We start from the raw sequence: 26886 nt of genomic DNA, 5'->3' as shown, positions 1-26886 counted from the left end.
TACCCCGCGCCCCCGCGACAACCAAAGAACTCAACCCATAAAAAGATGTGTAGATACCCATGCCGCGATGAGGCCCTCTCATTCAACAAATCCTCAGGCCTTTAAATGCAAAAAGCCCCGCCATTCACATGGCGGGGCTTTTGTTTTTCAGCGTGTCACTCAGACCATTGGGTCGCCAACGTGCAGGATCTTCATGCCGTTGGTGCCGCCGATGGTGTTGTAGCTGTCGCCCTTGGTCAGGATGACCCAGTCGCCTTTCTCCACCACGCCGCGCTTGATCAGCTCGTCGATGGCCGCCTGGCTGACTTCGTGCGGTGGCAACGAAGCCGGGTCGAACGGTACGGTGTACACACCACGGAACATGGCCGCGCGGGCCTGGGTTTCGCGGTGCGGGGAGAACGCGTAGATCGGGATCGAGGAGCGGATGCGCGACATGATCAACGGCGTGTAGCCACTTTCGGTCAAGGCGATGATCGCTTTAACGCCCGGGAAGTGGTTGGCGGTGTACATGGCGGCCAAGGCGATGCTCTGGTCGCAGCTTTCAAACACTTTGCCCATGCGGTGGCTGGAGGTCTTGCTGGTCGGGTGCTTTTCGGCACCGACGCAGATACGCGCCATGGCCTGGACGGCTTCCAGCGGGTACGGGCCGGCAGCACTTTCAGCCGAGAGCATCACGGCGTCGGTGTAGTCGAGCACGGCGTTGGCCACGTCGGACACTTCGGCACGGGTCGGCATCGGGTTCTGAATCATCGACTCCATCATCTGGGTCGCCACGATCACCGCTTTGTTGTGGCGGCGTGCGTGCAGGATGATCTTCTTCTGGATACCGATCAGCTCGGCGTCACCGATTTCCACGCCCAGGTCGCCACGGGCAACCATCACAGCGTCGGACGCCTTGATCAGGGCGTCGAGGGTTTCGTCATCGGCCACGGCTTCGGCACGTTCGATCTTCGCCACCAGCCAGGCAGTACCGCCGGCTTCGTCGCGCAGCTTACGGGCGTATTCCATGTCGGCAGCGTCGCGCGGGAAGGACACGGCGAGGTAGTCCACTTCCATTTCTGCGGCGAGCTTGATGTCGGCCTTGTCTTTTTCAGTCAGGGCCGGCGCTGTGAGGCCACCGCCGCGACGGTTGATGCCTTTGTGGTCGGACAGCGGGCCACCGATGATCACGGTGCAGTTCAGCTCTGTCGAGGTGGCAGTGTCGACGCGCATGACCACACGGCCGTCGTCCAGCAGCAGTTCGTCGCCGACGCCGCAGTCTTTGACCAGGTCCGGGTAGTCGATACCCACGACGTCCTGGTTGCCTTCGGTCAGCGAATGGCTGGTGGAGAAGGTGAACTTGTCACCGATCTTCAGCTCGATCCGCTTGTTGGCGAATTTGGCGATACGGATTTTCGGGCCTTGCAGGTCACCCAGCAGTGCCACGAAGCGGCCGTGCTTGGCGGCCAGGTCACGCACCAGCTTGGCGCGAGCCTTGTGCTCGTCCGGGGTGCCGTGGGAGAAGTTCAGACGGGCAACGTCCAAACCAGCCAGAATCAGCTGTTCGAGGACTTCCGGCGAGTTACTGGCCGGGCCAAGGGTGGCGACGATTTTGGTACGACGGACGGACATGCACAGACTCCTGAGTTCAAGCGCTGGGCAAGGCTACTATGCTCTTTCGTTGTAGTCATTGTTCGTTTGCACTACTTATCGACGATTGGCTTGTTTTTGCAGCGGTCGAATTGACCAACATCCTTGAAGATTTTCGACGAAGGGTCGATACACTGCTCAAGACAGGAGAACCCCCATGCGAATTTTGCTCGTTGCTGCCTTGGCCGTCAGTGTTGTCGGCTGTACCCGCTGGTCGATGGACCACCATTTGAACAACGCTTACCGTGCCTATGGGGTGGGTGATTGCGAGCGTGTCACCCTGGAGTTATCCCAGGTCGACCGCGAGAGCCGTACCCGTCGTTATGTGCAACCGGAGGTCTCGATGTTGCGCGGGCAATGCCTGGAACGGCAAAAGTTGTTTGTTGATGCCGTACAAACCTACCAGTTCATCATCAACCAGTACCCTTCAAGCGAGTACGCTTACCGTGCCCGTGCCAGGCTAGACACCCTGCAGCAGTTGGGGCATTACCCCGGCGCCAGTGCCGCAAAGCCCCGTCCAGCGTCTTTGTGATGATATTTATCACGCGGTAGCTCGCTCGTCGCCAGTCTTGGGCTATCCTTTGAGTGTTCGTTTGTACAAGTTTCTATTCAAACGAAGGCAAGGCCCGGATCCGGCAGCTGTTTAGTGACTGAAGCGATGTGTTGTCACACCGAGATCCAGGGAGAGCGAGCCGTTGGCTTGTTCCGAATCACTGGCACGGCCACAAAACATGGCCATTGGATGGCGAACTCACATGTTTACGCACCGACGGATTGAGCGGCACCAGTTACATAGCTTCCTGCAGGTGTTCAATCGTCTTACAGACAAGCCTATTGGTTTTTTGGGCAATGTTTCTGAAGACGGGCTGATGTTGATCAGCCAATTACCCATGATGGTCGACGTGGACTTCGAGCTGCGCTTGAAAGTCCCTGGACCCGACGGCGAGTTCCAGGCAATCGACCTCACGGCGACCTGCTTGTGGAGCCATGAAGATATCAATCCTCAGCATTACGACTCGGGGTTTAGCGTGATTCAGGCGTGCGATGAGTACGCCCAACTGATCAAAGCCTTGCTGAATTACTTCAGTTTCGATCCATTACAGGCATCCGCCTAGACGCTGCACAGTGTCGGCCTGGTTCGGGCGTGTTACTCAAACGCGGTCGCACGCGCGCCACACAGCACTTCTACCAGGGTGCTTGTTCCAAAAGGCGGCGTTTCATAAGGCGCCGGCTTTTTTCCAACCCAGATACCGTGTCACCAACGCGGCTCCCAGCTGCGAAGGTGGGGTATCCAATACAGACAAGCCATGCGCGCTCAGACGGTCGTGGAGTTCGTTTCGCGTGTTGAGGTAGTCCACCGTGCCGCTATAAATCAACGCCTCGGGAAGGGTTTGCACGGGTGCCTGGCGCAGCTGATCAAGCACTTCCTCGCGCAGGCTGGCTACCAATACGCGGTGCTGTCGGCTGATGCGCTTGACCGCGGTCATCAATGCCTCATCGTCCTCGTCGCGCAGATTAGTGACTACGATCACCAGCGCCCTGCGCTTTTGCCGGGCCAGCAATTGGCTGGCGGCCGCCTGGTAGTCGGCTGTTCGCCGGGTGGTATCCAAGTCGTATACCGCGTTGAGCAGCAGGTTCAACTGGCCACTGCCCTTAACCGGGGCCAGAAAGCGCGACTGGTCACCGGCAAAAGTGCACAGGCCCACGGCATCGCCCTGGCGCAACGCGACATAGCTGAGCAGCAGGCAGGCGTTGAGCGCGTGGTCGAAGTGCGATAACTCATCATCCTGACTGCGCATGCGCCGACCGCAATCAAGCATGAACACAATTTGCTGGTCGCGCTCATCCTGGTATTCCCGGGCGATCGGTGTGCGTTGCCGTGCGGTGGCCTTCCAGTCGATCTGACGCAGGCTGTCACCTTCGCGAAACTCGCGCAGTTGATGGAACTCCAGACCCAATCCCCTTCGCTGGCGTTGTTGCACACCGAGTTGACTCAGCCAGTTATCCACACCCAGCAATTGTGCACCGTACAAGCGGGCGAAGTCCGGGTAGACGCGGGTCGAATCTTCAATCTCAATAAAACGTCGTGCCGACCACAACCCAAAGGGGCTGGGCAGGTGAACTTCACAGCGGCTAAACCGGAAGAGTCCACGGCGCAAAGGGCGCAGTCGGTAGCCCAGCTCGCTGCGTTCACCGGGGCGCAGTTCGATGCTCTGCGGCAGGTTTTCCATGCTCAGGCCGTCTGGGACGTGATCGAAAACCTCTACGGTGAGTGGCTGCGGGTAGTTGTGGGTCAGGGTCAGTCGAGCGTCCCCCCAGCGGCCGAGCGCCAGGCTGCCGGGCATTTGCCGTTGCACCTGCACAGAAGGGCGACGACGCAGGCGTGCAGCGTCCAACAGCGCCAGCAGCAACAGTGCCAGCAACAGTTCCCAGGCGATCGAGTGCACCGTGTCGGGCACCTTGAGCTGCAACGCCGCAGCACCGCCGAGCAGGATGTTCAGGCCCAGCAGCACACCCAGCCAGCTTAACAACAGTCGAGTGGGTTTCATGGGCGCGTCACTGCCGGGGCGCCGGTATCTGGTCCAGCAGTTGCTTGAGCACTTGGTCTACCTCAAGGCCGTCGATATCCAGCTCCGGTGCAATACGCACTCGATGACGCAGTACCGCCAGGGCACACCCTTTGATGTCGTCCGGGGTGACGAACTCACCGCCGCGCAACAAAGCCCGCGCCCGGGCACCACGGACCAGGGCGATGGAGGCCCGAGGGCCGGCGCCGATGGCCAGCCCTGGCCAGGTACGGGTCGCTCGTGCCAGGCGCACGGCGTAGTCGAGTACTTGCTCATCCAGGGCCAGCTCACTGGCGATCTGCTGCAGTTGCAACACGTCCTCGGCCTGCAGCACGGTGCGCAGTGGTTGCACATCAAGCATGTCCGCCCTGGACGAGCGGGTCACTTCACGCACCATGTCGAGCTCCTGCTGGGCTTCGGGGTAGTCCATGCGCACCTTGAGCATGAACCGGTCCAGTTCGGCCTCGGGCAGGGGATAGGTGCCTTCCTGTTCGATGGGGTTCTGGGTCGCCAGCACCATGAAGGGTTGGCCGATGGGCAGCGCCTCGCCTTCGAGCGTGACCTGGCGCTCCTGCATGGCTTCGAGCAGGGCGGCCTGGGTTTTCGCCGGGGCACGGTTGATTTCGTCGGCCAGCAACAGGTGAGTGAACAGTGGCCCTTTGCGCAACTTGAACTGCTCGGTATGCAGGTCGTACACCGCGTGGCCGGTGACATCGCTGGGCATCAGGTCCGGCGTGAACTGGATACGCGCGAAGTCGCCACCGAAACAACGGGCCAAGGCCCGTACCAGCAAAGTCTTGCCCAGACCTGGTACGCCTTCGAGCAGGACGTGGCCGCCTGCGATCAATGCGGTGAGTACATCGTCAATCACCTGGTCCTGGCCAATCACCGCCTTACGCAGTTCCACGCGCAGGGCTTGTGCCTGCTGGCTGGCGTGTTGAAGGCTTTCGGTGGTGGGGGCCGTGGCTGCTGGGAAATCGCTCATAGGGCATTCCTGAGAGTTTGCAGGCACGCCACCTGACGGCTGAAATCGGCGCTGGTGAGCCGTTTTGCCGGGAGTGGGCCGAGGGCCTGACTGATGATGTGGGAGGGTTGGCGCGTCAGGCGTTCAAGTACCTGCCACTGGTCAGCGGTGTCGAGGTGTTCAAAGCCTGGGTGACGCCGCCTTGCCGCGCGTTGGACGTCACGCTGCAAGGCTTGCAAGAGCGGGCCTTGGCCACTGCGGCGCAGCAGGAAGTCGGCGCTGGCCTTCAAGTGTTCCTGCAACTGTCGGCGTGCCTTGGGTGCCGGAGCCTGGACCGGCCCCTGGCGCATTCCGGCGTGCCACAACGCCAGGGCAATCAGCGCTACAAGCGCCACCAGCGCCTGGGGGAAATTGCGCACCAACAAGGTCAGCAGGTTGTCCACGTCGCTGTTGAACAGCAACGTCACGTCAGTGCCCTGGTTGAGGTACCACAGCAGCCAGGCGTTATCGTGTTTGCCGATGGCTGGGGTTTTCCACAGGTCGCTGTCGGTCACCACCGTCACGGTGCCGTGCCCGAGGTCGCGTTGCATCAGGTGGCTGGACTTGGCGCTGTTGGCGGAAAACTGCGCCAGGTGCTTGGGGTCGGAGAGGTTGAAGGCGGTATCGAAGCTGAAATAGGCCGGTGCGGTTTCATTGTCGACATAGAGCTTGGTCAGGTCCGGCGCTTTCTTTTTGCGCGGGGACGCAGGTTCGTCAATGTCGTCACTTATGAGCTGGTGGATGTTTAAACGATCGAGCAGTAAGTCGCCGCTTTTGCCCGTTTCTTCATCCCACAACGCTTCGGCGACTACCAGCAGATGGCCACCGGACTTCGCCCAGCCCAACAGTTGATCCACTTGGCGTGGGGTCATGTTGCTGCGCTCGCCCAGCAGTAACAGGCTATTGCCTTTGGGAGGAAGGTCGGCAAGTCGTTTTAGGCTATTGGCGTGCTCAACTACGAGGCCTTGCTTGCGCAGAAAGTATTCCGCTGCCAGATAAGGATTCTGACGGGCGTGCGGCGATGGACCACGGTCTACCACCTCGTCATAAGGGATTGCCTTGTGCCAGGCATAAAACGCCCCGGCGCCCAGCAGGCACGCCAGCAGTAACCCGACCCACACTAATGGCCGGTTCATTGGGCGGCTCCCGAGTTGAATAACGCACGCCAATCGTTGCAGAGTTTCTGCTGGGCAGAGGCCGTAGGCACATGGTGACCATAGGCGAGGCTCTGCCAATGCCGGGTCAATTCATCACTGAACGCCAGTAGATGTGGTTGTTGCAGTTGGTGAACCCGCTCCAGGACCTGGCCTTCGGTATCGGCGCTTTTCAGTGGCAGGTTGTAGTCATGCAACAACCGACTGAGCAGGCCACGGTACAGGAGGCCAAGGGCTTCCCGTGGCTGAGAGGGCCATAGTTGCTCGGCGGTGCTGGCGATGTCTTCAGGTAACGTCTCTAGACCCAGGTCCAGTCCAAACAATTGCGCCGGTGCCGGTTTGGCGATTTTGGGGCTGCGGCTCGGGCGCAGGCTGACAAAGGCGCGCAGCCAGTCACGGTAGCGCCAGACCAGCAGGGCCAAGATGCCGATCACCACGCTCCACAGGAGTACTTCCAATCCTTGGCCGACATGCTTGAAGGTGTTGCTGTTGAGGTGGTTCAGCAGCGATTGAAGCCAGGCGGGTAATTTTCCGTCTCCGTGAGCTTTGTTTTTAGCCGCAGGTTTATCTTCGCCAAAACGATAACGCGTGACGGTTTCCGGGTTTTTGAAAGGCGGTTGTTCAAGCACTGCCTTTATTGATTGGGCGGCGGCTTGAGTGCTGAGCTGTTGGGTGGCGTTCGACTCGTCAGCCATGGCCGGCGGGCTGGCAGGTATCAGCAACAGCCCGACAACCAGCAGTAGCAGCGGTGCAGCGCTGCTCAGGCGTTGGCGCAAACGGCGGAATACCAACTCCAGGTCCCAGGCTTCCAGTACGGTTCGACGGTTGAGGTACAGGCTGAAACCGCAGGCAACATAGATGGGTTCCCAGAACACCAGGATCAAGGCGTAAAAGGTGTTGGTCAGGTGCTCCAGCCATAGCCATTCCGCGCCGGTTGAGAGCGCGAGGCGTTGCCAGTCCCAATCCACTTCAACCTGATCCGGGATGAAGAGATAGAACACCGCCATGCAGCCAAACCACAGGGCGATTTCCAGGTGTACACCGATGATGGTCAGCCAGCGCGCGGCACTCGCGTTGCGTTGCAGCAGCACGCCCAGGCGTTGCTGGCGTGCCTGGCCCCCCAAGCCTTCAAGTTGGCTTACCGGCAGTAAAAAACTGCGGCTGAGGCTGAGCCGACGCCAGGTCAGGCTGACCAGCAACTGGCTTTTAAGCAGTCGTGGCCAATGGCGTACGGCGTGTTTGACGCTGGGTGTCTCACCAAACAGGGCTTTGGACAGAATGTACAGCGGCAAGCGGTCGAACGCAGGCTTAAGCCACCAGAACACGAATAGTGCGACAGAGGGGTGTTCCCAGAGCAATACGCTGAGCAAAGCAAACACCGGCAAGCTCACCAGCGCCCAACTGCTCATCAGCAGCAGGCGATGTTCCCGAGCCATTAATACGCCAAGGTCCATGGCTTCCCAGGTGGTACGTGGGCGAATCACCACACTGGCATCACTCAGGCGCATGGCGAGTCCGTCCAGCGAAAATAAGGTAAGCGGCCACCAGCAACCAAAGCGCAGCGCCAACGAGGTATTTGGCCCAAGGGGCAATGGAGGTGGTGGAAGACCAGTAGGCTTCAATAAACGCGGCAATCAGCAGGAACACCATAACGCCGCAGAGCATCTGCACGCTTTTACGGGCCGCCAGCCGTAGGGATTCGCTGCGAGCCAGCGACCCCGGAGCGATCAGCGCCCAGCCCAATTGCAAGCCCGCCGCGCCAGCCAGGGCGATGGCACTCAGCTCGAATGCACCGTGGCCGATGACAAATGACCAGAAGGTCTGGCCGTAGCCAATTTCGGTCAGGTGCCCGGAGACGGCCCCGATGATCAAGCCGTTGAAAATCAGAAAAAACACGCTGCCCAGGCCAAACAGCAGGCCGGCGGCAAAGGTCTGGAAGGCGATGCCGATGTTGTGCATCACGTAGTAGCCAAACATCATCCAGTCTTCGCTGGAGGCGCGTTCGGCGGCGCGGCCCAAGCGGCTGGCATCCGGGTCGTACATGCTTTGCATTTCTGCCACCTGCTGGGGGCTGACGATGCTGTAGATCAGGTCTGGAAACAGGTAGACCAGCAGCGCTATGCCCACCAGGCTGCCAAAGAACAGCAGGCTGGCGATCAGCACGAAACGCCACTGCTCACGTACCAGTCGCGGGAAGTCGGCCAGAATGAAGGCCAATACGTTGGCCCCCAGTTGGCTGCGGTGGCGATATAACTGTTGGTGGCCACGCAGGGCCAGTTGCTGCAGCGGATCAACCAGGTAACTGCTATAGCCGCGCTCTTGGGCAAGGGCCAGGTGCTGGCACAAACGTCGATAGTGGTGGGGGAAATCAGCCACGTCACGGGTCTTGGCTTTACCGTGCTCCAACTGTTTCAGTTGCTCGTCAAAGGCTTGCCATTGGGCTTGGTGACGGCTTTCGAACTGGCTCTGTTTCATGTTGGGCCCAACAAACCACGGGCCACACCATTGAGCTGTTCCACGGCCCGCGGCGTAGACACTTGCAGGGGCGCGGCGAGGATTGAGGCCAGTTCATGCACCCGCTCGCTGGACAGTTCGCCTTGGCGTTCGGCAAAGCCGAGGATGGCGCGTTGTTCGCTCAGGTCCAGGGCGAAAGGCAGGCGCAGGGCGACAGCCTGAGGAATTTGGGGGCGGGCCAGGGGCTGCTCGCGGTAGATCACCAAGGTGCCCGCAGCCAAGTCGCCGAGGCGTTTGAAATAGGGATGTTGCAGGCAACTGATGGCGCCGAGGAAGTAACCGAAGGGCAGCATATCGACAAAGCGCAGCAGGTTACGGATCAGTGATGCGGACCAACCGACCGGTGTGCCGTCGTCCTGTACCACCCGCAGGCCCATGACCTGCTTGCCGGGGGAGCAGCCCTGATTGAGCACCTCAAACAACACCATGTACCACCAACTGACCAGGAATAGCAGCAACGAGCCCAGGCCAATGCCGATATTGCCCAGCAATGCCAACGGCACGAGCAGGATGCCCATGATCAGCCCGCGCAAACCCAAGTCGAAAGCGAAGGCCAGTGCGCGTGGCAGCAGGCCGGCCGGGCGCAAGGGTAGATCGATACCCTCTGGGGTCTCGATTTGGTAGCGGGTATCCAAAGGGGTTGATGGCATTGCGATCCTTGGCAGTGCAGAGCGGCTGGGAGACTCGGATGCTAGCAGTGTCGACGATGGAAGCAACCTTTCCAGGTTTTACTGGATGTTTGTACAGTTAGGTATCGCTGGCCCCGGACGCCTTGCAGCGCCTAGACTTTGTCGACCTCCAGTACAGGAACAGCCCGTGACCTCTATTTTCTGGTACGACTATGAAACCACCGGCATTAACCCGCGCAGCGATCGCCCGCTGCAGGTCGCCGGTATTCGTACCGACCTCGAACTCAACGAGGTCGGCCCGCCGGTCAATCTTTATTGCCAGCCCAGTGACGATATCCTGCCTCACCCGGTCGCCTGCGCGATCACCGGTATCACCCCCGGTATCCTGGCGGAAAAAGGCTTGGCCGAAGCTGATTTCATGACCCGAGTGCATGCCGAGTTGGCTGCGCCAGGTACCTGTGGCGCCGGTTACAACACCCTGCGATTTGATGATGAAATGACGCGTTACAGCCTGTACCGCAACTTTTTTGACCCCTACGCCCGCGAGTGGCAGGGCGGTAACAGTCGTTGGGATTTGATCGATGTCGTGCGCACGGCCTACGCGCTGCGCCCGGAAGGCATTGAGTGGCCTGAGCAGGATGGGCGCGTGACGCTCAAGCTTGAGCGCTTGACCGAGGCCAACGGCATTGATCATGGCCAGGCCCACGATGCCCTGTCGGACGTGCGTGCCACGATTGCCTTGGCGCGCCTGGTCCGTGAGAAACAGCCCAAGTTATATGAATGGCTGTTTCAGCTGCGCAGCAAGCAGCGAGTGATGGATCAGGTGCGGCTGCTGCAACCTATGGTGCATATTTCTGGGCGCTTTTCCGCTGAGCGTCATTACTTGGGCGTGGTACTGCCTCTGGCCTGGCACCCGCGCAATCGTAATGCGTTGATTGTCTGTGACCTTGGGCTCGACCCGCAGGGTTTGCTGGACCTGGACGCCGATACTTTGCGCCGGCGCCTCTACACGCGCCGTGATGAGCTGGCGGAAGGTGAGCTGCCAGTGCCGCTCAAGTTGTTGCATATCAACCGCTGCCCGGTGGTTGCCCCCTTGAATGTGCTGCGGGCTCAGGACCGTGAGCGACTTCAGTTGGATATGCAGGTGTGTCAGGCACGGGCGGTGCGACTAACTGACGCACAGGAAGTTTGGCGCGATAAGTTGGCGGCCATTTACGCCGAGGACGACTTTGCGCCGAGTTCAGACCCGGAGCAACAGCTCTATGATGGTTTTATTGGCGACCGCGACCGTCGTTTATGTGAACAAGTCCGGGCGGCTGAGCCTGCTCATCTGGCACATCAGCAGTGGCCTTTTGATGATCATCGTTTGCCGGAATTATTATTCCGCTACCGCGCGCGTAACTTCCCGGACACCTTGAACATCGAGGAGCAACAGCGCTGGAAACTTTTTTGCCAGCAACGGTTGTCGGAGCCGGAATGGGGGGCGCCCAATACCCTCTCGGCATTTAAACGGGCGCGGGAAGAGTTGGCTGTTACTGCCACATCGTTTCAGTGCCAGGTCGTGGATCAATGGCAGGAGTATGCCGACTCTTTAGCCGCTCGCCTGAATCTGTAGGCCGGTAATTGCAGATTATTCGGACAATAAAAAAACGCCAGCAAGCTGGCGTTTTATTGTGCTGCATATTAGGCGAGTGCCCGACCAGGCTTAGCCCAGCAGGGTAGCCCAGCCTTCAACTACGTCGCCGCCCCACTTGGCTTTCCACTCTTTCAGAGTCTTGTGGTTGCCACCTTTGGTTTCAATCACTTCGCCGTTGTGCGGGTTCTTGTATTGCTTGACCTTGCGAGCACGCTTGGTGCCGGTAGTTTTCACTGCGCCACGAGGGGCTTTAACTTTCGACTCTGGATCCAGCAGCGCGATGATGTCGCGCAGGGATTTGGAGTATTCACCCATCAGGGTGCGCAGTTTGCCTTCAAATTCCAGCTCGGTTTGCAGCTTGTCGTCTTGGGACAGGTTCTTCAAACGGGCTTGCAGCTCTTTAATAGCTTCTTCGGTGGCACGGTATTCGTTGATCAGAGACATGTGGACTACCTTATGTAGAGCGCTGATTGACAGGGTAAGTGGCCCAATAATAGTCAGGCCACTTGCGCAAGTAAACATTTAAGGATGCATTTATGTGAATTACTTTGAATGTTTGTAGCAAAGCTACGCAATCGAGTTAATTAGTAGGTGTATGCCTAAAGATAATCTCGTTTATTTTCCGATAACTGCCCGAGGTGACGTTTTACGGCCATATAGCAGCTGTAAAACCTTACGCTGTTAAGGGCTGTACCCAGGGCGCGGGGACAGAATAAGGTGCAAGGAATACTGCAGTTTTTCTGCGTAATCGATAGAATGGCGGCCTTTGCGAAGTTCTGGAGTTTCCCCCTAATGCGCACTTTTCGGCTGGTGATCGCTTGCCCGGACCGGGTTGGCATCGTTGCCAAAGTCAGTAACTTTCTGGCCTCCCACAACGGCTGGATCACCGAGGCGAGCCATCACTCGGACGATCTCAGCGGTTGGTTTTTCATGCGTCACGAAATTCGTGCCGACACGCTGCCCTTTGGTCTTGAAGCCTTTCGTGAAGCGTTCGCGCCGATCGCCGAAGAGTTTTCGATGACCTGGCACATCACCGACACCGAGCAGAAAAAACGCGTTGTGCTGATGGCCAGCCGTGAATCGCACTGCCTGGCCGACCTGCTGCACCGCTGGCACAGTGATGAGCTGGACTGCGAGATCGCCTGTGTCATTTCCAACCATGACGACCTGCGCAGCATGGTCGAGTGGCATGGCATTCCTTACTACCATGTGCCGGTCAACCCGCAGGACAAGGAGCCGGCGTTTGCCGAGGTTTCCCGTCTGGTGAAGCAGCACGACGCTGACGTGGTAGTGCTGGCGCGCTACATGCAAATCCTGCCGCCGGAACTGTGCCGTGAGTACGCCGGTAAGGTGATCAACATTCACCATAGCTTCCTGCCATCGTTCGTCGGTGCCAAGCCTTACCACCAAGCCTCCCTGCGTGGCGTGAAGCTGATTGGCGCAACCTGCCACTACGTTACCGAGGAACTGGACGCCGGCCCGATCATCGAGCAGGACGTGGTGCGCGTCAGCCACAGCGACAGCATTGAAGACATGGTGCGTTTCGGCCGTGATGTCGAGAAGATGGTGCTGGCGCGCGGCCTGCGTTATCACTTGGAAGATCGCGTGCTGGTGCACGGCAACAAGACAGTGGTGTTCTGATAACCGCGTTTTGAACGATTGAAGAATAAAGGGCCTGGGCGTTAAATCGTCCCAGGCCCTTTTTCTTTGCCTGCCATTGAGGATTGATTGATGAGCGATCCACTCGACAAAGCCACCTCCAAAGCCCCGGCGACGCTGGGGGAAGGCTGTTTGAGTCGATATGACCCGGATGACCTCGACGCCGAGGACGGCACCGAGTTTCCCGGCGCCGCCGAACTGTGGGAGCGTGAGCAGGGCCCATCCCGGACCAAGGACGAATAACGCCCGCCGCCCTGTGAGACGGCGAGCACGCGGATCAGATCCGGAAACTGCCTACCAACTGTTTCAAGCGCGCCGCCTGTTGTTCCAGGTCGGTGCAGGCGCGCAGGGTTGAATGCAGGTTTTCCACACCTTCCTGGTTGAGGGTGTTGATCTCGGTGATGTCCATGTTGATCGACTCCACCACCGAGGTTTGTTCCTCGGTGGCGGTGGCCACGGACTGGTTCATGCCGTCGATCTCGCCGATGCGCTGGGTCACACTGTTCAGGCGCTCGCCGGCCAGGTTGGCGATTTCCAAGCTGTCCTGGCTGTGGCGCTGGCTTTCACTCATGGTGCTGACCGAATCTCTGGCGCCGACTTGCAACTCCTCGATCATCTTTTGCACTTGTTGCGCCGACTCTTGCGTGCGATGCGCCAAGTTGCGCACTTCATCGGCCACGACCGCAAACCCGCGCCCGGCTTCCCCGGCACGTGCTGCTTCGATGGCGGCGTTAAGCGCGAGCAGGTTGGTTTGCTGGGAGATGCTGGTGATCACTTCCAGAATCTGCCCGATATTCACGGTCTTGCTGTTCAGCGCTTCGATATTGCTGCTGGACGCGCTGATCATCGCGGACAGTTGGGTCATCGCCTTGATATTACGATCGACCACCTGTTGACCGTCTTCGGCCAAGTGCCGCGCGTCGCTGGCCTGGTTGGAGGCTTGTGCGGCGTTACGCGCAATTTCCTGGGCCGCAGCGCCCAGCTCGTTGATGGCCGCTGCGACGCTATTAGTGCGGTTGGCCTGCTCATCGGAATTCACCATCGACGAGTTGGAGGCGCTGACCACGCGTAAAGCGACTTCGTTGACTTGCTCGGTGGCCGAGGACACTTCGCGAATCGATGTATGAATCCGCTCCACGAATCGATTGAAGGCATTACCGAGCGTACCGAACTCGTCGTTGTTCTGGATGGTCAAGCGGCGGGTCAAGTCACCCTCGCCATCGGCGATGTCCTGCATGGCGCGGGTCATCACGTGCAGCGGTTGCAGCAGCACACGGATCAGCATGCCCAGCAGCGCAATGATGATTACCACGGCAATGATCGTGGCAATCACTGCCGAGGTGCGAAATTCGCTGAGCATGGCGAAGGATTTGTCTTTATCCACCGAAATGCCCAGGTACCAGTTCACTGACGGCAAGCCCTTGATCGGTGTGAAGGTCACGATGTTGTCCTTGCCGTTGGCCTGGACTTCGCTGAAATTACCCGTGATCTTTGGTGTGTTTTTTGGGTAGACGTCAGCCAGGGTTTTCATCACCAGGCTCTTGTCCGGGTGCACCAGCACTTTGCCGTCAGCACTGACCAGGAACGCATAACCCATGCCGCCGAAGTTCAGCGCGCCGATGTTATCCACCAGGGTTTGCAGGCTCAGGTCGCCGCCTACCACGCCGATGCTTTGGCCGGATTTGGTGCTGCTGGGAGTGGCGACGGAGATGATCAACTGGCCGGTAGCGGCGTCAATATAAGGTTCGGTCAGGGTCGAACCGTTGCTGCTCTGGGCGCCCTTGTACCAAGGGCGAACCCGCGGGTCGAAGCCGTCCGGCATCTTGGTGTCGGGACGGATGGTAAAGGCGCCTTTGCTGTCGCCCACGTAGGTGGCCATGAACGAGGAGGTCAGGGTTTTCTGCTCGAGCAGGTTGGTAATCACGGTGGGTTCAGGGTTGATAGCAATGTTTTGTGCAGCGTTTTCCACCAAGGCGATACGCCCGGTGAGCCAGGTTTGGATATTGCTGGCGGTGACATCGCCCATTTCGTGCAGGTAGTTATTGAGGTCGTCGCGAATCGCATTGCGTTGCAGGTAGTCGTTATAGAGGGTAAACAGTGCGAAAGCGGCGATGACGATAAGGGAGGCTGCAAGCAGGATTTTGTGGCTGAAACGCAGGTTCTTATTCATGGCTTGTAGGGTCCGCTAGGGTCTAAATATCCGAAGCGCGTCTTTGTGGGATGCGCAAAATGGCTGCGTCAAAAAAGGTGTGATACTGCGGGTGATAGCTCTGTGGGTCCCTCCTGTAGGAACTATGCGCACAGGCACTATCTGACCTATTTTTAGACTTTGTTGGTCTTACATCTGTCTGTATCGACCTGGCTGCACTAAAGATTAACCAAAGGTGACGAAATGCCTGACTCCTCGCAACTGCTTATCGGCGCCGGCCCAGACGGCCAGCCCATCGCCCAGGCCATGCGCCTGGCCAACCGTCATGGGTTGATTGCCGGTGCCACCGGCACAGGTAAAACCGTCACGTTGCAGCGCCTGGCGGAGGCCTTCAGTGAGGCGGGCGTGGCCGTGTTCGCCGCTGATATCAAGGGCGACCTGTGTGGTCTGGGTGCTGCGGCCAACCCTCAAGGTAAAGTGGCCGAGCGCATCGCGGGCATGCCTTTCCTTAATTACACGGCGAAGGCTTATCCGGTAACGCTGTGGGATATTCACGGGCAATCCGGTCATCCGCTGCGCACCACCATCAGCGAAATGGGGCCGTTATTGCTGGGCAGCCTGCTGGAACTCACCGACAGCCAGCAGTCGGCGCTCTATGCCACCTTCAAGGTCGCGGACCGAGAAGGTCTATTGCTGCTGGACCTCAAAGATCTCAAGGCGTTGCTCAACCACTTGCGCTATCACCCGGAACTGCTGGGCGATGATGCCGCGCTGATGACCACCGGTTCCAGCCAGGCGCTGTTACGGCGCCTGGCCGTGCTTGAGCAGCAGGGCGCCGAGGCCTTGTTTGGCGAGCCGGCCCTGCAACTTGAAGATATTTTGCAGCCCTCCAGTGACGGTCGCGGGCGCATCCATCTGCTGGATGCCAGCCGCTTGGTGCATGAGGCGCCGAAAGTCTACGCGACCTTCTTGCTATGGCTGCTCGCAGAGCTCTTCGAACAGTTGCCTGAACGTGGTGATGCTGACAAACCGCTCTTGGCGCTGTTCTTCGACGAGGCGCATTTGCTGTTCGCGGATACGCCCAAGGCTTTGCAGGATCGCTTGGAGCAAGTGGTGCGCTTGATTCGCTCCAAAGGCGTCGGCGTGTACTTTGTCACGCAATCCCCAGGTGATTTGCCTGACACGGTCCTGGCGCAACTCGGCCTGCGTATTCAGCACGGCTTGCGGGCGTTCACCACGAAAGAGCAGAAATCCCTGCGCGCAGTGGCGGATGGTTTTCGGCCCAACCCGGCGTTTGATGCGTTGTCGGTGCTGACTGAACTGGGCACGGGTGAGGCGCTGGTGGGCACCTTGCAGGAAAAAGGCACGCCGGAAGTGGTCCAGCGCGTGCTGGTAGCGCCGCCGCAATCACGCATTGGGCCACTCAGTGAGGCCGAACGTGCCGCACTGATCGCCAGTTCGCCGTTGCAAGGGCGCTATGACAAGCCGATTGATCGTGAATCAGCCTATGAAGTGCTGATGGCACGTAAGGAGCTGGGGCCGAGCGAAGAGGCCAAGCCCGCCGCCGAAGAGCCGAGCTTTACCGACAAGGCTGGCGCGTTTTTGGGCACTGCGGCCGGCAAGGCGCTTAAATCCGCGATGCAACAGGCCGCCAATCAGATGGGGCGTCAGTTGGTGCGGGGGTTGTTGGGCTCGTTGCTAGGCGGCAGCAAGCGCAAGTAGCGGTTCAGGCTTTGGGCTTGGCGTGGGCGGCCAACCGCTCCAGTGCTGCACGCAAGCCCGGATCGCTTATGCCGTCGGCCGTGGCCTGGATGGTTTCGGCCGCATTTACCGAGAGGTCTATGCTGTGACCCACTGCGCGTTGTGGCGCAGTGGGTGGCTGCACCTTGAACTGGATACGGGTCAATCTGGCAAACTCGTCAAATGCCATCAATTGCCGCAGCAGGCGTTTTTGCTGATAGCGCAAACGGGTGGCCCAATGACCGTCGGTGACAATTAATAGAAGATTACCTTCGCGCCAGGACGCCACATGGCAATGTTCCCGCGCGGCAGGTTGCAGCTGGCTTTCTACAAGGCGTTGCAAACGGCCCAGGCGTTGCGCGTGGCCGAAGATGGCTTTCAACGGTTTGGCTTCGCGGAGCAACACGCTTGGCGCGCGGGCTGTAAGAGGGCGAAATGCCATGTCTAGACACCTTAGGTAACAGAGCCGCCATCTTAGCAGAAAGCGCCTGTGTGCCCCCAGGCCATGCGTCAGCCAGCTTTGCCCATGAAATCAATAGGTAACTTCTGCGCTCCATGGGTTGAAGTTCCAGCAAAAGCCCTTATTTTAAACAAGCCCTCTCACAGCGCCATGCCAGCATCGAGGAACAACGCCACTTTCCTCACCCACGATTCCGGGTAGAATGCGCGTTCGCATGCGGCCGTGAGGGCTGCTCGGGCCACTCACGGTGCGCCCTCCATCCCTATGTGTGGAAGAACCTGCCGATATGTTTGCGCCTTTGTTAAAGAAACTTTTTGGAAGCAAGAATGAGCGCGAAGTTAAACGCATGCTCAAGACGGTGCAGCTGGTCAATGCCTTCGAAGAGCAGATGGTTGCCCTTTCGGACGAGCAATTGCGCGCCAAGACCGAAGAGTTCAAGGCCCGCATAGCCAAAGGTGAAACCCTCGACAAGCTGCTTCCCGAAGCCTTTGCGGTCGCCCGTGAAGCCGGTAAGCGTGTCATGGGCATGCGCCACTTCGACGTCCAGTTGATCGGCGGCATGACCTTGCATGAAGGCATGATTGCCGAAATGCGCACCGGTGAAGGCAAGACCCTGGTGGCAACCCTGGGTGTTTACCTCAACGCATTGTCCGGCAAGGGCGTGCACGTTGTGACGGTGAACGACTACCTGGCTCGCCGGGATGCCAACTGGATGCGTCCGCTGTATGAATTCCTCGGCCTGACCGTCGGCGTGGTAACGCCGTTCCAGCCGCCGGAAGAGAAACGCGCCGCCTACGCTTGCGACATTACCTACGGCACCAACAACGAATTCGGTTTCGACTACTTGCGCGACAACATGGCGTTCAGCATGGATGAGAAATTCCAGCGCGAACTCAACTTTGCCGTGATCGACGAAGTCGACTCCATCCTCATCGACGAAGCCCGTACCCCGCTGATCATCTCCGGCCAGGCCGAAGACAGCTCGCGTCTGTACATCGAGATCAACAAGTTGATCCCGCGTCTGGAGCAGCACATCGAGGAAGTGGAAGGCGTGGTGACCAAAGAAGGTCACTTCTCCATCGACGAGAAGACCCGTCAGGTCGAACTCAACGAAGCCGGTCACCAGTTCGTTGAAGACATGCTGACCCAGATCGGTGAGCTGGCCGAGGGTGAAAGCCTGTATTCGGCACACAACCTGGGCCTGTTGACCCACGTGTATGCCGGCCTGCGCGCCCACAAGCTGTTCCACCGCAACGTTGAATACATCGTCCAGGACGGCCAGGTCGTACTGGTTGACGAACACACCGGTCGTACCATGCCGGGTCGTCGTCTGTCCGAAGGCCTGCACCAGGCCATCGAAGCCAAGGAAGGGCTCAACATCCAGGCCGAAAGCCAGACGTTGGCGTCCACCACCTTCCAGAACTACTTCCGTCTGTACAACAAACTGTCCGGCATGACCGGTACGGCCGACACCGAAGCGTTCGAATTCCACCAGATCTACAGCCTGGCCGTGATGGTGATCCCACCGAACAAGCCGCTGGCGCGTAAAGACTTCAACGACCTGGTGTTCCTGACTGCCGAAGAGAAATACGCGGCAATCATCAACGACATCAAGGACGGCATGGCCCAGGGTCGTCCGATCCTGGTGGGTACCGCCACCATCGAAACTTCCGAGCACGTGTCCAACCTGCTCAACAAGGAAGGCATCGAGCACAAGGTCCTCAACGCCAAGTTCCACGAAAAAGAAGCCGAGATCATCGCCCAGGCCGGTCGCCCAGGCGCGCTGACCATCGCCACCAACATGGCCGGTCGTGGTACCGACATCCTGTTGGGCGGTAACTGGGAAGTGGAAGTGGCTTCGCTGGACAACCCGACCCCTGAGCAGATCGCCCAGATCAAGGCCGACTGGCAGAAACGCCACCAGGCAGTGCTGGAATCCGGCGGCCTGCAGGTGATCGCTTCCGAGCGTCACGAATCGCGCCGTATCGACAACCAGTTGCGTGGTCGTGCCGGTCGTCAGGGTGACGCCGGTTCCAGCCGTTTCTACCTGTCGCTGGAAGATAGCTTGATGCGTATCTTCGCTTCTGATCGGGTGAAGAACTTCATGAAAGCCCTGGGCATGCAGTCCGGTGAAGCGATCGAGCACCGCATGGTGACCAACGCTATCGAGAAAGCCCAGCGCAAGGTTGAAGGCCGCAACTTCGACATTCGTAAGCAACTGCTCGAGTTCGATGACGTCAACAACGAACAGCGTAAAGTGATTTATCACATGCGTAACACGTTGCTGGCCGCCGACAACATTGGCGAGACCATCGCTGATTTCCGTCAGGACGTGCTCAACGCCACCGTCAGCGCACATATTCCGCCACAGTCCCTGCCGGAACAGTGGGATGTTGCTGGTCTGGAAGCGGCATTGAAGAGCGACTTCGGTGTCGACTTGCCGGTTCAGCAGTGGCTGGACGAAGATGACCACCTGTACGAAGAGACGCTGCGCGAGAAGCTGATGACCGAGCTTCTGGCCGCATACAACGAGAAAGAAGAGCAGGCGAGTGCCGAAGCACTGCGCACCTTCGAGAAGCAAATCGTACTGCGCGTGCTGGACGACTTGTGGAAAGACCACCTGTCGACCATGGACCACTTGCGTCATGGTATCCACCTGCGTGGCTACGCCCAGAAGAACCCGAAGCAAGAGTACAAGCGCGAGTCGTTCACGCTGTTCTCAGAGCTGCTGGATTCGATCAAGCGCGATTCGATTCGCGTGCTGTCCCACGTTCAGGTGCGTCGCGAAGACCCGATCGAGGAAGAAGCTCGCCTGCGCCAGGAAGCCGAAGCACTGGCGGCCCGCATGCAGTTCCAGCACGACGAAGCGCCGGGCCTGGACGCGCCTGAAGTATTGGGCGAAGAGGTCGATGTGGCCTTGGCTCAAGCGCCGGTTCGCAATGATCAGAAGCTGGGCCGTAACGAGCTGTGCTGGTGCGGTTCGGGCAAGAAGTTCAAACACTGCCACGGCGAAATCAACTAAGATTTTTGCCTGACGCTGCAACACCCCGCGCCGCGACCGGCATCAGCCGTCGCGGCGTTTTGCCATTAATTCCCACCGTCGATAGCGACGGCACAGACATCACCTATTTTTAAGGAGCGCATTCATGGCTGTTGGTCTTGGTCCTTTGCCCACATTGCACCCGGTTGCCGGTTTTGAACTCGGTATCGCTTCGGCCGGCATCAAGCGCCCGGGGCGCAAGGATGTGGTGGTGATGCGCTGTGCCGAAGGCTCGACCGTCGCCGGTGTGTTCACCCTTAACGCGTTCTGCGCGGCGCCGGTAATCCTGGCCAAGCAACGCGTGGCCGGGCCGATTCGCTACTTATTGACCAACACCGGCAACGCCAACGCCGGCACCGGCGAGCCAGGCCTGGTGGCCGCCGCGCGCACCTGCGCCAAGCTGGCTGCGCTTACTGGCGTGGACGCCAGCCAAGTGCTGCCGTACTCCACCGGCGTGATCGGTGAACCGTTGCCGGTGGAAAAAATCGAAGGCGCCCTGCAAGCCGCGCTGGATGACCTGTCTGTGGATAACTGGGCGGCTGCGGCCACCGGCATCATGACCACCGACACCCTGCCAAAAGGCGCGAGCCGTCAGTTTGTGCACGACGGCGTGACGGTCACCGTCACCGGCATCAGCAAAGGCGCGGGCATGATTCGCCCGAACATGGCCACCATGCTTGGCTACATCGCCACCGACGCCAAAGTCTCCCGTGACGTGCTGCAACGCCTGATGCTGGACGGCGCCAACAAGTCGTTCAACCGCATCACCATTGATGGCGATACCTCGACCAACGACTGCTGCATGCTGATCGCGACCGGCCAGGCCAACCTGCCGGAAATCACGTCCACCGAAGGCCCGCTGTTTGCGGCGCTGAAACAGGCGGTGTTCGAGGTGTGCATGGACGTGGCTCAGGCCATCGTGCGTGACGGCGAGGGCGCCACCAAGTTCGTCACGGTTGAAGTCAACGGCGGCGGCAATCACCAGGAATGCCTGGATGTGGGCTACACCGTGGCGCATTCGCCGCTGATCAAGACTGCACTGTTTGCCTCCGACCCGAACTGGGGTCGTATCCTCGCCGCGGTAGGCCGTGCCGGCGTGCCGGACCTGGACGTGAGCAAGATCGATGTGTTCCTCGGCGACGTGTGCATTGCCAGCCGTGGCGCCCGCGCCGAAACCTATACCGAAGCCCAGGGCTCGGCGGTGATGCAGCAAGAAGAAATCACCATCCGTATCGAGTTGGGTCGCGGTGAGTGCAGCGAAACCATCTGGACGACCGACCTGTCCCACGAGTACGTGAAGATCAATGCGGAATACCGCACCTGACAGCCAAGAGGATAAGCGCGGTGAAACGAGTGCATGTAGCAGCAGCGGTGATCCACGGTGTCGATGGTAGGATCCTGCTGGCACGCCGCGCCGATACCCAGCACCAGGGCGGCCTCTGGGAGTTTCCCGGTGGCAAGGTGGAGGCCGATGAATCGGTCGCTGCCGCGCTGTCTCGCGAGTTGCAGGAAGAACTGGGCATCCAGGTCACCACGGCGCGGCCGTTGATCAAGGTGCAACATGACTACCCGGACAAGCAGGTGTTGCTGGATGTCTGGGAAGTCTCGGCCTTTACCGGCGAGCCCCATGGTGCCGAAGGGCAGCCGTTGGAATGGGTGACCCCGCGGGACTTGATCAACTATGAGTTCCCCGCGGCGAATGCCCCGATCGTTGCGGCGGCGCGGTTACCGGCTGAGTACCTGATTACCCCTGGCGAACTGGAAACCCCGGTGTTGCTGCGCGGTATTCAGAAAGCTGTTGCCGGTGGTATCAAGCTGATCCAGTTGCGTGCGCCTAATGGCTACGACCCGAAATACCGTGACCTGGCGGTGGATGCAGTGGGTTTGTGTGCTGGCAAGGCGCAGCTGATGCTCAAGGGCCCGTTCGAGTGGCTGGGAGATTTCCCGGCGGCCGGTTGGCACATGACGTCGGCGCAGCTGCGTAAATACGCCAGCAAGGGCCGGCCGTTGCCGAAGGATCGCTGGTTGGCGGCCTCATGCCACAACGCTGAAGAGCTGGCACTGGCGCAAATGATGGACGTGGATTTTGTCACGCTGTCGCCGGTGCAGCCGACCCAGACGCATCCTGATGCTCAGCCATTGGGTTGGGAGCAGTCGGCCGAGTTGATCCGTGGGTTCAGCAAGCCGGTGTTTCTGTTGGGCGGCGTTGGGCCGGCGGAGCGGGAACAGGCTTGGGAAGCTGGGGCTCAGGGTGTGGCAGGGATTCGGGCGTTCTGGCCGCAGGTTTGATGATCGTACCCACGCTCTGCGTGGGAATGCAGCCGAGGACGCTCCGCGTCCCAAAGCGTGACGCGGAGCGTCACAAGAGGCATTCCCACGCAGAGCATGGGAACGATCTTAGTGTGGCTTCGCTGCCGCCTGCCACAACACCTCAGCCACCCCCTGTCGCTTGGCAATCACCCGCGCCGCCACAAACAACAAATCCGACAACCGATTGATATACGCCAACCCCACGCCCTCCAGCGGTTCCAGCGTATTCAACTGCTGACACCGCCGTTCCGCACTGCGCGCCAGGCTGCGGCACACATGCGCCTGAGCAATCAGCGCTGAACCACCGGGCAAGATGAAGTTTTCCAACGGCCCGACTTCCTCGTTCCAGCGGTCAATCGCCGCTTCAAGCCGGTCGACTTCAGCCGCATTCAACGCCTTGTACACCGGCATCGCTAGCTCACCGCCCAGGTCGAACAGGCGATGTTGGCAAGGTGTGAGCACCTCAATCACATCGTTCAGTTGCGGATGTTTGCCGCTCTGCTCTTCAAGGTTGGCCAACAACAAGCCCAACTGGCTATTCAGCGTGTCCACCTCGCCAATGGCCTCCACCCGTGGGTGGTCCTTGGGCACGCGGCGGCCGTCGCCCAAGCCTGTTTCGCCTTTGTCGCCGGTACGCGTGTAGATTTTCGACAGGCGAAAGCCCATGGTCATTGCTCCAGTTGAGTCAGGTCAAAGGATGGTATTTGGCTGCCGGCCAGGGGCAGGCGCAGGGTGAAGCACGTGCCTTGGCCGAGGGTGGAGTGCACTTCCATCTGGCCTTTATGGTTATTGGTGATGATGAAATACGACACCGACAGCCCAAGCCCAGTGCCTTGGCCGATCTCCTTGGTGGTGAAAAACGGCTCGAAGGTGCGTTTGCGCACGTTTTCGCTCATGCCGATGCCGTTGTCTTCCACTTGGATCTCCGCCCACGGTGCATTGAGGCGTGTGCGCAAAATAATGCGTCCAGGCTCGCGGCCGTCTTCACGCAGGTGAATGGCTTGGGCAGCGTTTTTCAGCAAGTTGAGCAGCACCTGTTCCAGTTCGTTGGCGGTGCCGGGCACTGGGCCCAGTTGCGGGTCGAACTGGCGGATGATCGCCAGGCCCTTGAAGTCGAAGCCGACCGTGAGGTCGAAGTCGTTACCGGCAATGTCTACCGCTTGGTCGATCAGCGCCGGCAAATCGCACGGCGCCATCTGGCGATTACTGCGGCGGCTGAAACTGAGCATATGGGTGACGATCTTCGCCGCCCGCGCGCCGGCTTGCTGGATGCCGTCAAGCAGTTGCGGGACTTCGCGGCCTTGCAGGTAGCGGTTGACCGTATCGAGATCGATGCCCGCCTGTTCGGCGTGTTCCAGGTTCTTCGGCAGGTCGGGGGACAGGCGGCGGCGGATGTTTTGCACGTTATGCAGGATCGCGCCCAACGGGTTATTGATCTCATGGGCCATGCCGGCCGCCAGGCCGCCGACGGAGAGCATTTTTTCTGACTGCACCATCATTTCTTCCAGGGACAGGCGCTGGGTGATGTCGTCGATACGGATCACCACGCCGCGCCCGGCGCCGCCCATCAACGGGTAGAACGTCAGGGCGTAATGCTTGGCCTCATCGTCCTTGAACCAGGTGACGCGCTCAATGCGTTCCACCGTGTGTCGCTCGACCGTGGCCTTGATTTGCGGCAGGTAGGGCTTAAGCGGTTGGAAGGCGAGGAAGATCGGCTGGTTCAGCGCTTCATCCAGGCGTGTACCGGAAAGCGCGCTGGCCTCCTGGTTCCACTGGGTGACGTAGAGCTGTTCGTCCAGGGCGATCAGGGCCGACGGCATCGAGTCGATAATGCTGTTCAGGTAGTTCTGAAACCCAGTGAGCTTTTTCTCGATCTTGCTGCGTACCTGGACTTCCAGTTCCAGCTTGCGGTTGGTGTGGCGTGTTTCCTCGGCCAGGCCCTGAGCCTGAGCGTAGGCGGCCTGGGAGTCGTCACGCGCACGCTTGAGTTGTTGCTCGCGGGCTTCGATGCGCGACAACATGGTGTTGAACGCTTCGGCCAAGCTGCCGATTTCATCATGGTTGCCGCGCCCGGCGCGCAGGGCATAGTTTTCTTCGCGGGTGACCTGGCGCGAGAGTTCTTCCAGTTCGTGGATCGGGCGGGTGATCAGGCGTTTGATCTGCCGGGCGATGACCAGCCAGAGCAACACACTGAAAATCAGGATGCCGAGGCTCGCGGTCAGCGTGCCGGTATAGAACGCCACGGGCAGCTCACTGGTGGCCACCAGCAGCAGGTGCCCAGAAGGCTGGCCGGTGCGGGGCAGGGTGATGATCTGGTTACTGCGAAACTCGGTGACGCGCCAGGCCTCGATATGCCGGTAGTTTTCCGGCAACTGCAAACGGTTGCCGTGTTGCATCTGCGCCAGGCGGTTGCCTTCGCCGTCGTAAAGCGCGGCGGCGCGTAGCGGCGAATAGCTGGTCAGTTCATTGAGCAAGGCTTCGGCCTTGGCTGGGGATTCCAGGCCTTCAGCGGCAAGTGACGGGTTGGACACCAGACGCCCGATGGCCTGCAGCGCCTGGGGCGCCATGCTCTCCTGGGAAATCCAATAGGCGGCACTGATAAACGTCAGGTTGGCCACCAGCAATACGGTGGTCAACAACACCAGCAGAGCGGCCAGCAGTTTCTGCCCTACCGGTAGATTTTCAAGACGCTGGCGCAGTGGCATCAGGGTTTTCCCAGGTGATAGACAGGTAGGCAGGGTAGCGCGTGCCTCAGTTGCTGGCCAATCCGCGTGCACGTAAGTGGTCGATCAGCCGCGATTGCAGTTGTTGCAGGTGCGGCAGGACCAATTGGTGACGGGCGGCGGCCGAGCAGGCATAGCCCAGCAGGTAGCTGATTTCGGTGCGTCGGGCGTTCGCCACGTCCTGATACATGGACGAGTAGTTGGCCGCTGTGGCCTGGATCACCCGTTCCACTTCATTGTGCAGATCCTCGGCCGCCGCCGGCTGGCCGCAACATTCGAGTAACTCGCTTAATTCGGCGCACAAGGTGGCGACTTCACACTGATGATCCTGCAGGCCACCGTTGCGGCACTGGTACAGCACGGTCAGTGGGTTAATGGCGCAATTGAGGGCCAGTTTGCGCCACAGGCGCGTAAGAATGTCGGTGCTCCAGGCGTGGGGAATGCCGGCGGCGTGCAGGTCGTCCAGCCATAACGGTGGAGTAGGGTGGCCTGCATCGCCCAGCCAGGTGTAGCCGTGGCCGGCAAACACCACGCGCCAATCGCCATCGCGGAATGCGCCTTCGGTGCTGGAGGCAAAGATACAGCGGGCCTGGGGAAGCTGTGCGGCCACCGCGTCCTGGCTGCCGAGGCCATTTTGCAGCAGGATCAGTTCGGCATCCGGCACCAGCCGGTGTTGCAGCTGTGCGATGGCGCCTTGGGCGTCGTAGGCTTTGCACGCCACTAGCAGGCGATGAATCGGCTCAGGGCTGTCGGGCATTTCGCCGATCACCGGGTAGGTGTGTTCTACGCCCTGTTCGACCAGCGTCAGCCCAGGTCCTGCCTGGTAGCTGGCCAGGCGCGCAGCATCGCGCAGGATCAGTTTCACGGGCACGCCCGCGCGGGCCAGGCGGGTGGCCCAGAGTGTGCCCAGGCTGCCGGCGCCGAGAATGTGCCAGGTGGTCGACATCAGTTTATGCTCCGTGGGGTCGCTCACAGTGAACGGGACGAAAGAACCGCTATAATGCCTCGGCATTTTAGCTCGGGCGCGCTCCATCTCTACTGAGCCCGCCCCTTATATTGGAGAAATGACATGCCTTCGTTCGACGTGGTATCCGAACTGGACAAACACGAAGTCACCAACGCCGTCGAGAACGCCGTCAAGGAACTGGACCGCCGCTATGACTTGAAAGGCAAGGGCAGCTTCGAATTCAAGGAAAAGGAACTGACCGTCAACCTTACCGCTGAAGCCGATTTCCAGCTGGAAGCGATGATCGAAATCCTCAAGCTGTCGCTGGTCAAGCGCAAGATCGACGCGCAATGCCTTGAAATCAAGGATGCCTACGCCTCCGGCAAGCTGATGAAGCAGGAAGCGGTCCTCAAGGAAGGCATCGACAAAGAGTTGGCGAAGAAGATCGTTGCGCACATCAAGGACGCCAAGCTGAAAGTCCAGGCCGCCATCCAGGGTGAGCAGGTTCGCGTTACCGGCAAGAAGCGTGATGATTTGCAGGACGCGATCGCGGCCCTGCGCGCCAAGACCTTCGACATGCCGCTGCAGTTCAATAACTTCCGCGACTGATGGCACTTTGGGGAACCTGTAGGCGTTTTTGACGTCCCACGCCCCAGAGTCTGTGCCTACACTTGAGCCCCACGGGGCTCATTTGCGTTTTCAGGCAGTCAATAAAGCCGCATATCCG

Annotated in this window: 23 protein-coding genes and 1 pseudogene; 10 read left to right on the top strand and 14 right to left on the bottom strand. The window is 59.6% G+C overall.

The genetic code is table 11. From position 1 onward, the window contains the following. Nucleotides 1-159: 159 nt before the first annotated feature. Nucleotides 160-1611 (bottom strand): pyruvate kinase, encoded by a 1452-nt coding sequence (pyk, locus tag ACI77I_RS21070; RefSeq protein WP_094952409.1) that lies wholly within the window; start codon nucleotides 1609-1611, stop codon nucleotides 160-162. A gap of 175 nt (nucleotides 1612-1786) precedes the next feature. On the opposite strand from pyk, the gene ACI77I_RS21065 reads away from it, so the two are divergent. Beyond that, complete coding sequence (locus ACI77I_RS21065; protein ID WP_094952410.1) at nucleotides 1787-2161, top strand: tol-pal system YbgF family protein; 375 nt, start codon at nucleotides 1787-1789, stop codon at nucleotides 2159-2161. Between the two features lie 223 nt (nucleotides 2162-2384). Further along, a complete protein-coding gene (locus ACI77I_RS21060) occupies nucleotides 2385-2744 on the top strand; it encodes a PilZ domain-containing protein (protein ID WP_094952411.1) in 360 nt (119 codons plus the stop codon). Between the two features lie 102 nt (nucleotides 2745-2846). On the opposite strand, the gene ACI77I_RS21055 is transcribed toward ACI77I_RS21060, so the two are convergent. From ACI77I_RS21055 to ACI77I_RS21030, 6 genes are read right to left on the bottom strand one after another with little or no spacing between them, the layout of a single operon-like run. Then, nucleotides 2847-4178 carry a DUF58 domain-containing protein gene (locus tag ACI77I_RS21055; protein ID WP_406998309.1) on the bottom strand — a complete coding sequence of 444 codons (1332 nt, stop codon included), beginning with the start codon at nucleotides 4176-4178 and terminating at the stop codon, nucleotides 2847-2849. Between the two features lie 7 nt (nucleotides 4179-4185). After that, nucleotides 4186-5181 (bottom strand): MoxR family ATPase, encoded by a 996-nt coding sequence (locus ACI77I_RS21050; protein ID WP_094952413.1) that lies wholly within the window; start codon nucleotides 5179-5181, stop codon nucleotides 4186-4188. Then, nucleotides 5178-6335 carry a DUF4350 domain-containing protein gene (locus tag ACI77I_RS21045; RefSeq protein WP_406998308.1) on the bottom strand — a complete coding sequence of 386 codons (1158 nt, stop codon included), beginning with the start codon at nucleotides 6333-6335 and terminating at the stop codon, nucleotides 5178-5180. Before ACI77I_RS21045 ends, ACI77I_RS21050 begins: the two co-directional genes overlap by 4 nt. After that, nucleotides 6332-7861, bottom strand: a complete 1530-nt coding sequence (locus ACI77I_RS21040; RefSeq protein WP_406998307.1) for a DUF4129 domain-containing protein — start codon at nucleotides 7859-7861, stop codon at nucleotides 6332-6334. Before ACI77I_RS21040 ends, ACI77I_RS21045 begins: the two co-directional genes overlap by 4 nt. Further along, the gene (locus ACI77I_RS21035) at nucleotides 7848-8828 is read right to left on the bottom strand and encodes a stage II sporulation protein M (RefSeq protein WP_406998306.1); all 981 of its coding nucleotides are present in this window, start codon (nucleotides 8826-8828) and stop codon (nucleotides 7848-7850) included. Before ACI77I_RS21035 ends, ACI77I_RS21040 begins: the two co-directional genes overlap by 14 nt. Continuing rightward, nucleotides 8825-9517 carry an RDD family protein gene (locus tag ACI77I_RS21030; protein WP_094952417.1) on the bottom strand — a complete coding sequence of 231 codons (693 nt, stop codon included), beginning with the start codon at nucleotides 9515-9517 and terminating at the stop codon, nucleotides 8825-8827. Before ACI77I_RS21030 ends, ACI77I_RS21035 begins: the two co-directional genes overlap by 4 nt. Nucleotides 9518-9683: 166 nt before the next feature. Between ACI77I_RS21030 and sbcB the strand changes: the two genes are divergently transcribed. Then, on the top strand, nucleotides 9684-11111 hold the full coding sequence (gene sbcB, locus ACI77I_RS21025) for an exodeoxyribonuclease I (protein ID WP_406998305.1): 1428 nt from the start codon (nucleotides 9684-9686) through the stop codon (nucleotides 11109-11111). Between the two features lie 90 nt (nucleotides 11112-11201). Here the strand turns inward: sbcB and mvaT are convergent, their stop codons facing one another. Continuing rightward, nucleotides 11202-11576 carry a histone-like nucleoid-structuring protein MvaT gene (gene mvaT / locus ACI77I_RS21020; protein ID WP_005790963.1) on the bottom strand — a complete coding sequence of 125 codons (375 nt, stop codon included), beginning with the start codon at nucleotides 11574-11576 and terminating at the stop codon, nucleotides 11202-11204. A 348-nt stretch (nucleotides 11577-11924) separates the two neighbouring features. Between mvaT and purU the strand changes: the two genes are divergently transcribed. Then, a complete protein-coding gene (gene purU, locus ACI77I_RS21015) occupies nucleotides 11925-12773 on the top strand; it encodes a formyltetrahydrofolate deformylase (RefSeq protein WP_019821236.1) in 849 nt (282 codons plus the stop codon). Nucleotides 12774-12863: 90 nt separating this feature from the next. Further along, complete coding sequence (locus ACI77I_RS21010; protein ID WP_176462980.1) at nucleotides 12864-13034, top strand: hypothetical protein; 171 nt, start codon at nucleotides 12864-12866, stop codon at nucleotides 13032-13034. A 34-nt stretch (nucleotides 13035-13068) separates the two neighbouring features. On the opposite strand, the gene ACI77I_RS21005 is transcribed toward ACI77I_RS21010, so the two are convergent. Then, the gene (locus tag ACI77I_RS21005) at nucleotides 13069-13833 is read right to left on the bottom strand and encodes a methyl-accepting chemotaxis protein (protein ID WP_371917702.1); all 765 of its coding nucleotides are present in this window, start codon (nucleotides 13831-13833) and stop codon (nucleotides 13069-13071) included. Between the two features lie 93 nt (nucleotides 13834-13926). Beyond that, nucleotides 13927-14961: pseudogene (locus tag ACI77I_RS21000) on the bottom strand (cache domain-containing protein); the annotation flags it as partial. Nucleotides 14962-15183: 222 nt separating this feature from the next. Between ACI77I_RS21000 and ACI77I_RS20995 the strand changes: the two are divergent. Next, nucleotides 15184-16662 (top strand): helicase HerA-like domain-containing protein, encoded by a 1479-nt coding sequence (locus ACI77I_RS20995; protein ID WP_406998304.1) that lies wholly within the window; start codon nucleotides 15184-15186, stop codon nucleotides 16660-16662. 4 nt (nucleotides 16663-16666) lie between these two features. Here ACI77I_RS20995 and ACI77I_RS20990 read toward each other — a convergent pair whose 3' ends face one another. Then, the gene (locus ACI77I_RS20990) at nucleotides 16667-17122 is read right to left on the bottom strand and encodes a DUF721 domain-containing protein (protein WP_263273910.1); all 456 of its coding nucleotides are present in this window, start codon (nucleotides 17120-17122) and stop codon (nucleotides 16667-16669) included. A gap of 304 nt (nucleotides 17123-17426) precedes the next feature. Between ACI77I_RS20990 and secA the strand changes: the two genes are divergently transcribed. From secA to ACI77I_RS20975, 3 genes are all read left to right on the top strand, one after another. After that, entirely contained in the window at nucleotides 17427-20162 is a 2736-nt protein-coding gene (gene secA, locus ACI77I_RS20985; RefSeq protein ID WP_406998303.1) for a preprotein translocase subunit SecA, read from the top strand. Nucleotides 20163-20286: 124 nt separating this feature from the next. Further along, nucleotides 20287-21504: a bifunctional glutamate N-acetyltransferase/amino-acid acetyltransferase ArgJ gene (gene argJ, locus ACI77I_RS20980; RefSeq protein ID WP_094952423.1), complete on the top strand. Its 1218-nt coding sequence runs from the start codon at nucleotides 20287-20289 to the stop codon at nucleotides 21502-21504. A 20-nt stretch (nucleotides 21505-21524) separates the two neighbouring features. Beyond that, on the top strand, nucleotides 21525-22469 hold the full coding sequence (locus ACI77I_RS20975) for a Nudix family hydrolase (RefSeq protein ID WP_406998301.1): 945 nt from the start codon (nucleotides 21525-21527) through the stop codon (nucleotides 22467-22469). A 108-nt stretch (nucleotides 22470-22577) separates the two neighbouring features. Here the strand turns inward: ACI77I_RS20975 and ACI77I_RS20970 are convergent, their stop codons facing one another. Genes ACI77I_RS20970 through ACI77I_RS20960 form a run of 3 tightly spaced genes read right to left on the bottom strand, consistent with a single transcriptional unit; the run spans nucleotide 22578 to nucleotide 26159 of the window. Then, the gene (locus ACI77I_RS20970) at nucleotides 22578-23156 is read right to left on the bottom strand and encodes a cob(I)yrinic acid a,c-diamide adenosyltransferase (protein ID WP_094952425.1); all 579 of its coding nucleotides are present in this window, start codon (nucleotides 23154-23156) and stop codon (nucleotides 22578-22580) included. 2 nt (nucleotides 23157-23158) lie between these two features. Further along, on the bottom strand, nucleotides 23159-25195 hold the full coding sequence (locus tag ACI77I_RS20965; RefSeq protein ID WP_406998299.1) for a sensor histidine kinase: 2037 nt from the start codon (nucleotides 25193-25195) through the stop codon (nucleotides 23159-23161). 46 nt (nucleotides 25196-25241) lie between these two features. Further along, a complete protein-coding gene (locus ACI77I_RS20960; RefSeq protein ID WP_263273907.1) occupies nucleotides 25242-26159 on the bottom strand; it encodes a putative 2-dehydropantoate 2-reductase in 918 nt (305 codons plus the stop codon). A 123-nt stretch (nucleotides 26160-26282) separates the two neighbouring features. Here ACI77I_RS20960 and ACI77I_RS20955 point away from each other — a divergent pair, with 123 nt between their 5' ends. Further along, the gene (locus tag ACI77I_RS20955) at nucleotides 26283-26768 is read left to right on the top strand and encodes a YajQ family cyclic di-GMP-binding protein (protein ID WP_053135814.1); all 486 of its coding nucleotides are present in this window, start codon (nucleotides 26283-26285) and stop codon (nucleotides 26766-26768) included. Nucleotides 26769-26886: the final 118 nt, after the last annotated feature.

It is taken from the genome of Pseudomonas sp. D47, assembly GCF_045447305.1.
Taxonomy (GTDB): Bacteria; Pseudomonadota; Gammaproteobacteria; order Pseudomonadales; family Pseudomonadaceae; genus Aquipseudomonas.
Note: the sequence above shows the minus strand (reverse complement) of the source record. Positions and strands in the feature narration are given on the sequence as shown.